Here is a 6,309-nt window from a genome sequence, read left to right on the forward strand (position 1 = left end):
CAGTGGCGGAGTTACATTGCTGAAATCACTGTGCAGGGGGAGGGCTCAGGCGGCGCTGCGCTTTATTTAGTTCTACAAGCTCAGGCATCCCCCCATTAGCCGCGGCTAAGCATCCTTTGAGCTTATCTATACTCAAGACTTCGGCGCCGCGATGTACGACTGCATGGCAGTTCGGGCACAGCGGTATCAAATCGGTTATTGGATCGAGCTTGTATTCCGCGCCGATCGTGCTCAAGGGTACGATGTGATGAACATGGATAAGCCCTTTGGCGATCTCTCCGTAGACCGAGCCGAAGTCGAATTTACAAGCTGCACACACGGCCTTGTGATGCCGAATGCATGCTTCCCTGGCCTGAGCATTGCGCTCGTATGCGTTGACCTTTACCGCTCTCAGTGCCCCCTCCAGGTAGAGCTCAGGATGACTGACTTCTTCGGGGATCGCAGGAATAGGTACTTCTTCACACGCGTACCATTGACCTTCCTGCTGAAGCAGCCATTTGCGAGTGATAAATCGTTCAAAATCTTTGATCTTTGCAGGGCCTACGCCGTCCTCGTCCTGGCGTTCGTCCGAGTGCGTAATCTTGAATGTATAAAGCTCGTATCCCTGCTCGGCGACTAACCTGAGATGCTCGACGCTCTGCGCGTAGCCATTGTTGCGCCGCCCCTTCTTTATCTCCCACCCCTCGCAAAGTATGAGTGTACGGTCGCCGTTCATATGAATGTCCCAAGCACCGAATATGACCTTGCGCTCTTGGTGATTCACAAACGACCAGCTCCAAGTCCAATTTTTACAAGTGGCCCTCAAGGATTCGATAAATGCTTTACGGTTTGGGTAGTAAGGGATGGTCATGCGAAATCCTGTGCATTCGGTTGTCTGGCAGGAGCTGCGAAGAAGGGGGGACAGCAAAAAATGACGGAGTCGACAACGTACCGCTTCGCTTATAGCATCAGGCAACCCTGCCATTAAAGTGCCACATAATAGCAACTGGCCAAGGAACGTCGAACGTGATCACCAAAATCCGCATCCGTGGGTACCGCATCTACAAAGATTTCCTGCTGAAGCCTAACCCGGGCGTGAACATCCTGGTCGGAGACAACGACGCCGGGAAATCGACCTTAATGGAGGCCATCTCTCTGGCGCTCAACGGGCGGATCGGTGGCAGAGGAATCCTGGAGGAGCTGGATCCCCACTGGTTTATCACCGATGTGGTAACTGAGTTTCTGACCCTCAGAAGATTTGCCTGGATTCCAAAGGCGTGCGGGTAGCTTTTGATGAGATTGCTAGGCTTCTTGTAGCCATGAGTCCTTAGATCGAAGTCATACCATAGCTTCGTAATGTTCGAGCCCAGCGCGCCTAGGTGGGCCCATCCATCCTCGTCGGCGTTGTCTTCCAGAATCTTCGCAACGAGTCCGGCAGGGGCTTTTGGCTTCTTCTGGGGTTCAGCCTGCGGCGTAGTAACTCCCTCATTTACCTCAAAAGCTGGTGCCTCCGATGGTTTATTCGTGGGCGAGGGCAGGGTGTCGTCACTCGGCAATTCGATGTACACGATCTTGTCGTAAGCAAGCACGAAAGGCCTCGTCGTTTTTACCTTTGATGTTTGCGAACTGTTGGATGGGCTTTATCAAGTGGTCGAGCAGGACTTTCCTTCAGCTTCCGAGCTGTGGCCCAGTCCAATCAACATAGACGTCGAATGGCGATGCCGACTGGGCACAAGTTTGTTGAATGGTTCGCGTCAAGCATGTCCCAGGTGTGCGCCCTCAAAGCCTGTCGGCGGTTGGCCTAGAGCCAGTTCCCCAAAGCTTACAGCTTAACGTATGAAATATGTTCGTTCTCACTAAACCATTTAGGAGGAGCCAATCCTGAGCTGATTCACAACACTGAATTATTCTAGCTGCACGCATAGAAAAGTTGCCATGGTCAGGATTGGACTCTATAAAAAACGGCTTCCATTCGGGGTTTGAAATCAATACAGACGGATCGTCAGTTTTAATAAACCTTCTGACTCGCCTATTACATACCCAAGACTCAGGCGGCCTAGAGCAGAAGTTATAAAAAGCGATTGCATCATCCTCCAACAGCTGTGATGGCGGTGAGTCGCGCACAAGCAGTGACCAAAGCAGGAATTTTTCATAGGCTATTGACTTAAGCAATGATGCGCGTGAGCCAACTCCGGATAAAAATCTTATGAATTTAATAAACTCCGACAGATATTCATCGCACACAACTAGATCTCTCTTCGACCCTAAAAGCTTGAATAGGTTATCAAAATCAACATGCCACGCAATCCTACTTTCATCTAGAGGATATCTAAATAGTGGAAGAGGAACGAATATTCCCTTTTGACTTTCTGATTCGGCTCCAAATAAATTTTGCTCTTGATCAAATCTTCTTATTGCATGCTGAATCTTTTCATAATACAAAGAGTTTTTATCCAGTCCCGTGTCTTTGGGATAGAGATCGATATCTTCTTCTAAGTCAGAGCATCTTTTGGATAGCTGCTGCAACAACTTCGGAGCTGATATCCCTAATGCCTTGACCCGAGGGAGTCTCGCTCCCCAATCATACACCGTGTCGCGATTAGCCTGAGCATCCCAACCCTTTGAAGGAAATAATGGGCCTTTCTCTTGTGCATCTAGAGCCGGAGAAAGGCCCAGATGAGTTTTGTAGCGACTAAAATAGTGATTAAATTCTTCTGGGAGAACTCGTCGGACTTCAAATTGGGGTGATTTAGCTAAGATTTCAAATCGCCCTTCAGGTAAATATTTAAAATTTTCCATATGAAGGTAATCTGATAAGTTCGCGAACGCCGCAAGGGATGTTTGAAGATAGTATGCACAAACAAATACAAATAGCTGTTTCTCATGCCTACCCCTTGGTGATGTGGAGCCCGAAATTATTTCCAAATATTCCGCAGCTGCAGCCTCGATTTTGCCAGGATCCACCGGCGCCTGTTGTGCTCGTACTCTTGCGTGCCTCGGAATGCGAACTGTCCGCCCGAAAAATACTTTATTGATCGAAAAAAAATGGTTAATAAGTGGGCAGCACCACACCGAGTCATTTTGCTGACACCTGAATGGGCGCCAAGAGTCATTATTAGTGGTACCTTCCCGCGAGTGCAAAAATCTTTTCCCTATTGGCGCAATCCAGCTTTCTGGCGGTGATTCAAAAAAATCTAGAAATATTAATAATTCGCCACTCTCGATATCAAGCAACGATTTACGTTTGACCAAAAAGCACCACAGAAGAAGCTTTTCGATTACCGATTTATAATCCTTCAGAGCACCGCGTCGGGTATTCGCTATCAGCTTCAAGTAGTCACATACCAACTGATGGCTTTCTACCGCACCAGCTATGCTTGTGGAGCACAAGAAATCAGATATGAGGGAACGTTCCTCAGGATTCTCGCTGGCATGAGCGCACAAAAACGACGTCGCCTGTCCGAATAAAGGGGCAGGGTATAAATACTTCATAACATCAACTCACCATGACGCCGCTGGTCAATCTTAATTTAATGACTAATTTTTAAAGATCAAGCTAGGTGGATCAAATAATCGACCAGTTAATTTTTTGAAATTTACACCTATCGACGCTAAGGCGTGCAAGGGGCTTTTCGGGGGCTTTTCAACAGGTTGGAAACTCGGGAGCGAAATCGTCCATTCTTCTTTTTGAAACTGATAACGAACAGACGCAAAAATGACCTTTTGTGAATTAAAACAACAGATTAGCAAATATACCATCGTCCATTTAATTGCCGTAATCACCACAGCTGGCAACGCCATTTACGGGCATATCTTTCTGTTTTGAATACCATTTCCTGAGCGCTGAATCACCATCCAGTTAATTCGCAGCGTTCACAAGAGTAGACGTCAAATACGAATTGGTCGAATCAATGACTTACGTGGCTTATGAACATATCTGACATAGCACCTGGTTTAACATAATATACATTATGCGTACCCACATATACCGCCCGTGGGTATCTCCGCCGTTGCTTTTCACAGGGATCGGCCAGGCCGAATTTCTCTGAGGCGAGAAATTCGCCGTCGTGCACGTCGCCCCTTGTGGTTAACGCTTTTCCGGATAGTCCACGATGGTTTCGTGCTGCAGCACTTTCCCGTTTACTTCCAGCGTTATCGTTTTGCGAATGCGCGTTCCACTGAATGGGCTTGCGCACGGCACCGGCTTTTCACGCCGCAGGAGCCCGTCGGTAATCAGATTAACGCCCAGCGCGCCGCCCAGGAGTCCCATCAAGCCTGCAAGGAAACTCATTGATTGCGTCATCGTGTCGAAGATTGGCTCAAGCATACTTGGGATGTCGGGAGGCTCCGGGCATGGGACATTGGTCTGCTGACAAGCACGCGACCAACTTTCCAGTGACTCAGCCACCGTATTCGCGGCTTCAAGCTGTTGGTGGCGCTTGAAATCGATAAACGCGTACCAGACGTACGTGCCTGGTGCCACAGAAAAAACCACCATAGACACACCGCAAAGCATATGCTTGCGCGCGATATTAAGGGCCCCGAAATTCTTCTCCGAGCGAATTCCCCAGTAGATAAGCCCTGTCACGATGCCCCAAACAAGAAATGCGGCCAGATACTTTAGCCAAAACACATTCAGCTCAGCGTTGACCCCCGAAAAATAGACCCACTTATCCCTGATGCTTCCAACTATCGCTTCCACGCCCACTATCGCCTCTCTCATCCCAAGGTTCAGGCATAACTCAACTAAATGACTATTTAGTTGAGTTATATCAATAACTTACATCTTAAACCGATCAACCGACTGCGACAGCTTCCCTGCCAAACTCGACAGTTCATCCGTCGTCGACGCCGTCCCCGCAATCACACGGCTGTTGCTTTCCGACATCCCTGCAATCATCTCCACCTGATGGGCGATCTCGTTACTGGCCAGGCTCTGTTCACTGATGGTGCGGGAAATATCGTTGACCAACTCGGTGGTATTGAGCGTGGCCTGGAGGATCTCGCGAATCGCGCGTTCCACGTCGGCCGTGACGGCCATGCCCTTGTCCACTTGAGCAACGCCCTCCTCCATGCTGGTCACCGCTTCACGGGTGTTCTGCTGGATACGCCCGACCATGCTGGCGATTTCCTGGGTGGATGCGCTGGTGCGCCCTGCCAGGCTGCGCACTTCATCGGCCACCACGGCAAAACCGCGGCCCTGCTCACCGGCGCGGGCGGCCTCGATGGCGGCGTTCAGGGCCAGCAAGTTGGTCTGGTCGGCGATGCCTTTGATCACCTGGATAATGCTGAAGATTGCTTCGGATTCTTTGTCCAGCGTGCGGATCACCTGGGCTGATTGCTGGGCCGAGCGTGCGATGCCGTCCATGTCGCTGACCACTTGATGAATGATCCGGCCGCCGTCCTTGGCCAGGGTTTCAGCCTGGTTGGCCATGTCCAGCGCGTGCCCGGCATGGCGGGTGATTTCTTCGATGCTGGCGGTCATTTCACTCGCAGCGGCGGCCATGGTGCTGGCGGCCTCGCTTTGCTGCTGGCTGCTGCCCGCCACCTCATGACAGCCCTGGCTCAGGCGTTCGCTTACACCGTTGACCTCATGGGCATTGCTGCGTACCACGTCGATCATGCCGCGCAAATCGCGCTGCATGGTGGCGAGGCTGCGAATCAGCGTGCTGGCTTCGTCCTGGTTGCGCGGCTCGACAATCGGTTCGCTCAGGTTGCCGTGGGCGATACTGTCGGCGATGCGGCTGGCGGTGCGCAGCGGTCCCATGATGCTCATGATCACCCAGCGTCCCTGGGCCAGCAGCAGCAAAAGGCTGGCGCCCAGGACCACGCCCAGGATCCAGTTGGCGTTGCTAATCGCTTGCTGGGTACCGGTGCTGGTGTGCAGCGTATGGCTTTCGATCACTTCACTCAGCGCGGCCATCTGCTCCTCCAGCTGGTGGAACGCTGCGTTGAAGGTTTCCAGCTCCCCACGCGCCGCCTCGGGATTGGCCAGGGCCAGCGCGACGATGCGCTCGCCGGCGCTGACGTAAGTCTCCAGGCTGGGTTTGATTTTTTCCAGGCTGGCCTTGATGGTGGCGTCCAGCGGCAGCTGGAAATTATCCGCCAGCATCTGCCGGAAGTGCTCGGCATGCTCCTTGAGCGAGGCACTGACGTCGGCCGGCGTGCTGGTGCTTTTGCCCAGCCCCACCAGCATGGCGGACAACACATCGGCACGCAGGGCGTCGTGCATCATGTTGAACTGGCCTAATGATTTTGGACACTTCAATCGGGCGCTATGATAGCGCCCAAATCTGAGGTGTTTGGTTATGCGTAAATCTTATTCGAGTG

General features: G+C 51.6%; 4 protein-coding genes and 2 pseudogenes. 1 reads left to right on the plus strand and 5 read right to left on the minus strand.

The window, feature by feature from the left end; translation table 11 throughout:
• Positions 1–25: 25 nt before the first annotated feature.
• Positions 26–850 carry an HNH endonuclease gene (locus PspCFBP13528_RS18920; RefSeq protein ID WP_099311744.1) on the minus strand — a complete coding sequence of 275 codons (825 nt, stop codon included), beginning with the start codon at positions 848–850 and terminating at the stop codon, positions 26–28.
• Positions 851–1,005: 155 nt separating this feature from the next.
• Between PspCFBP13528_RS18920 and PspCFBP13528_RS18925 the strand changes: the two genes are divergently transcribed.
• Entirely contained in the window at positions 1,006–1,266 is a 261-nt protein-coding gene (locus tag PspCFBP13528_RS18925; protein WP_241669121.1) for an ATP-binding protein, read from the plus strand.
• Between the two features lie 38 nt (positions 1,267–1,304).
• On the opposite strand, the pseudogene PspCFBP13528_RS27930 reads toward PspCFBP13528_RS18925, so the two are convergent.
• From PspCFBP13528_RS27930 to PspCFBP13528_RS18945, 4 genes and pseudogenes are all read right to left on the minus strand, one after another.
• A pseudogene (locus PspCFBP13528_RS27930) lies at positions 1,305–1,568 on the minus strand (hypothetical protein); the annotation flags it as partial.
• A gap of 190 nt (positions 1,569–1,758) precedes the next feature.
• Positions 1,759–3,471, minus strand: a complete 1,713-nt coding sequence (locus tag PspCFBP13528_RS18935) for a hypothetical protein (protein WP_137201233.1) — start codon at positions 3,469–3,471, stop codon at positions 1,759–1,761.
• A gap of 595 nt (positions 3,472–4,066) precedes the next feature.
• Complete coding sequence (locus PspCFBP13528_RS18940) at positions 4,067–4,681, minus strand: hypothetical protein (RefSeq protein WP_137201234.1); 615 nt, start codon at positions 4,679–4,681, stop codon at positions 4,067–4,069.
• 78 nt (positions 4,682–4,759) lie between these two features.
• Positions 4,760–6,217: pseudogene (locus PspCFBP13528_RS18945) on the minus strand (methyl-accepting chemotaxis protein); the annotation flags it as partial.
• Positions 6,218–6,309: the final 92 nt, after the last annotated feature.

The organism is Pseudomonas sp. CFBP13528 (genome assembly GCF_005233615.1).
Classification (GTDB): domain Bacteria; phylum Pseudomonadota; class Gammaproteobacteria; order Pseudomonadales; family Pseudomonadaceae; genus Aquipseudomonas; species Aquipseudomonas fluorescens_AM.

What these genes read in the sequence shown, in the direction of transcription:
- PspCFBP13528_RS18920 (WP_099311744.1), bottom strand. Translation starts at nt 850, where the DNA reads ATGACCATCCCTTACTACCCAAACCGTAAAGCATTTATCGAATCCTTG.
- PspCFBP13528_RS18935 (WP_137201233.1), bottom strand. Translation starts at nt 3,471, where the DNA reads ATGAAGTATTTATACCCTGCCCCTTTATTCGGACAGGCGACGTCGTTT.